The sequence below is a fragment of the Pseudomonas sp. UBA4194 genome, from assembly GCF_002379585.1.
Classification (GTDB): Bacteria; Pseudomonadota; Gammaproteobacteria; order Pseudomonadales; family Pseudomonadaceae; genus Aquipseudomonas.
This window is the reverse complement of the sequence record NZ_DFUE01000067.1, coordinates 57,799-60,688: the sequence shown is the minus strand read 5'-3', so window position 1 is coordinate 60,688 and position 2,890 is coordinate 57,799. Positions and strand designations below refer to the sequence as shown.

Here is a 2,890-nt window from a genome sequence, read left to right as displayed (position 1 = left end):
CCGCTGTGGACAGCTCTGGGCGGCTGGACTACACCGCGCAACTGGCCCGTGATTGCGGGGCCAAGGCCATTTACCAGCGCGGAACCTTGCCAGGCAGCGAATACCGTGATGCTTTGGTCGAATTGAGCGACTTCGCGGTGGTGCGTACTCACTGCTTTGGCGCCGCTTCGTTCGCGGCTGTACGCCGCTCCTGCGGGGAGGCGTGAAGCCGCGAGTGGCTCGTTCGGTCAACCGCGATTCAGGTACATCCGCGTCGTCAGCAAGTACACCGGCACCCCGGAAATCAGAATCAACAGCGCGGCGTAGGGCGCCGCTGCGGCGAACTCCATGTTCGAGGTATGGGCCCACACTTCGGTGGCCAAGGTCGTCAGCCCGGTCGGCGCCAGCACCAGGGTTGCGGTCAGCTCTTTCATGCCGTCCAGGAACACCAGCGCGAACGCCGCGGCCATGGCCGGAAAGATGATCGGCAGGGTCACCCGGCAGAATGCGCTGAAAGGTGTCGCCCCCAGCGTCCGCGCCGCTTCCTCGAGCTGCGGCGCTGCCTTGTTCAGCGCCGTGCGCACCGGCGCCTGGGCCAGCGGTAGAAACAGCAGGGCATAGGCCAGCAGCAGCAACCCGGTGGTCTGATACATCGCCGGCACGTAATGCAGGGCGAAATACACCAGGGTCAGGGCGATGACCAATCCTGGCAAGGCGTGCAGCAGGTAGGGCAAGCGCTCGGCCCAGATCGCCAGGCGGCCTTTGTAGCGCACTACCAGCAGACCCACCGGCAACGCCAGCGCCAGGCACAGTGCCGCGCCACCCAGTGCCAGCCCCATCGACGTGACCAGCGCCGTGCCGATGGCGGCCACCGGAAACGCCGCCGACGAGCCTTTCACCAGCCAGTAGCCCAGCATCGCCAGCGGCACGCCGCTGCCTACGATCACCAGCAGCAGGCAGTACAACTGGCCCAACAGACCCCAGGCGCCGAGGCGCAGCGGTTGCGCACGTCGGGCGACACCTTGGCCGATGCGCACGTGGCGGGCGGTGCCGCGTACTTTCAATTCCAGCCACAGCAGCAACAAGCACAGCACCAGCAGCAATGCCGACAGCATGGCCGCGTTGGCATTGCTGAATTCTAGCTCGAACTGCTGGTAGATGGCGGTGGTGAACGTTTGCAGGCCCAGGATCGACAGCGCGCCGAATTCCACCAGCATGTGCAGGGCGATCAGCAGTGCGCCGCCCAGCACCGACGGCCAGAGCAGCGGCAGGGTGACCTTGGAGAACACTCCCAGCCGATTCTGCCCCAGGGTGCGTGCCGACTCTTCAAGTGACGTATCGAGATTGCGCAGTGTGGCCGCCACCGGCAGGAACACCAGTGGGTACTTGGACAGGGTCATGACCAGGATGGCCCCGCCCAGCCCCTCGAACCCGGCGCTCAGGGATACCCAGGTGAAACTGCTGACAAACGCAGGCACGGCGAACGGCAGGCACAGAATCACGCCCCATAGCCGCCGTCCGGCCAGATTGCTGCGCTCCAGCAGCCACGCCAGGCTCAGGCCGATGATCACACAGGCCAGGGTTACCCCGGCCATCAACATCAACGTGTTGCCCAGCAGCCGCAGCACATAGGGGCGCCAAAGCAGGCGCACAGCTTCGTGGGCACCGGCCTGCCAGGCCTTGAGGCCCACATACAGCAAGGGCAACAGGCTCAGGCAGACCAGGAACAGCACCGGCGCCAGCACCCAGATCGAAGGGCGCTTGCGTCGCGGCAGGGCAGCGGAAAAGGTGCTGGTCAATTCAGGCCCACGTCCCGTTCCAGGTCCAGGGCGTCTTCGGCGTTGCCGATGTCGGCCGGGGTGATATTGGGCGCTTGCAGTTCTTCGAAAGGCTTGAGTCCGCGGTCGGACACCATGCCCTTGTGCAATGGGTACTCGGCGGTGGTCTGGGTGATCACGCGCTGGCCTTCTTCGCTGGCCATATAGGCCAGCAATGCCTGGGCCTCCCTGGGGTGCTTGCTGGATTTCAGCGCGGCGGCCGAAGATATGGTGATCAGGCCGCCGGCGTCGCCGTTGGTGAAATAGTGCAGCTTGGAGTCCAGCTGACCTTTTTCCCGTTGCAGGGCGAACCAGTAGTAGTTGTTCACCAATACCGTTGCCACTTCACCGTTTTCTACGGCCTTGAGGGCAACCATGTTGTTGGTGTAGGTCTTGCCGAATGCACGCAGACCGGTCAGCCATTCTTCTGCAGCCTCTCGACCGTGCAGCTTGATGATGGCCACGGCCTGCTCCTGGAAGGCGCCGCTGGTGGGGACAAAGCCCACTTTGCCTTGCCATTGCGGCTCGGCGAAATCCAGCACGCTGTCGGGCAGGTCTTTTTCGTCGATCAGCTTGGGGTTGTAAGCCACTACCCGCACCCGTGCGGTGACGCCCATCCAGGAACCGTCCTTGGCCACATAGTCCTTGGGCAGCATCGCCAGGGTGGTGTCATCGATCCTGGCCAGAAAACCTTTTTCGCCCAGGTTGTTCAGCGGCGGCGATTCCTCGGTGTAGATCACGTCGGCAGGGGAGCGATCGCCTTCTTCCATCACCTGGCTGGCCAGTTGGTTGCTGCTGCCCTTGCGTACATTGACGTGGATGCCGGTCTTGGCCTCATAGGCCTTGGCAATGGCTTCACCGATCTCCTTGTGCTGGCCGTTGTAAAGGGTCAGCTCGACCTTGTCGGCGGCCAGCGCCATCGGCGCGGCGAGGGCCAGCAGTACGCAGGCGCCCAGCGTGCGCAGCAGGGACCGGGGGGTAGGCATCGTCATCGGTAATCATCCTTCGGGCAGGCAGTGGAATCTTTACCAATTGTAAACGATATGGGTTCTCGGGTGGGTCTGGAGGATCTTTGGTGAATGGTCCCCTCACCC

Annotated in this window: 2 protein-coding genes and 1 pseudogene; 1 reads left to right on the top strand and 2 read right to left on the bottom strand. The window is 63.7% G+C overall.

What is annotated here, in order from left to right:
• Positions 1-206, top strand: a pseudogene (locus tag B3397_RS16270) (hypothetical protein); the annotation flags it as partial.
• Positions 207-227: 21 nt separating this feature from the next.
• On the opposite strand, the gene B3397_RS16265 reads toward B3397_RS16270, so the two are convergent.
• The gene (locus B3397_RS16265; protein ID WP_414704397.1) at positions 228-1,754 is read right to left on the bottom strand and encodes an ABC transporter permease; all 1,527 of its coding nucleotides are present in this window, start codon (positions 1,752-1,754) and stop codon (positions 228-230) included.
• Positions 1,755-1,774: 20 nt separating this feature from the next.
• The gene (locus tag B3397_RS16260; RefSeq protein WP_296251968.1) at positions 1,775-2,782 is read right to left on the bottom strand and encodes an iron ABC transporter substrate-binding protein; all 1,008 of its coding nucleotides are present in this window, start codon (positions 2,780-2,782) and stop codon (positions 1,775-1,777) included.
• Positions 2,783-2,890: the final 108 nt, after the last annotated feature.

Excerpts from the sequence above, each read along its gene's own strand:
- B3397_RS16260 (WP_296251968.1), bottom strand. The coding sequence starts at position 2,782 with ATGCCTACCCCCCGGTCCCTGCTGCGCACGCTGGGCGCCTGCGTACTG.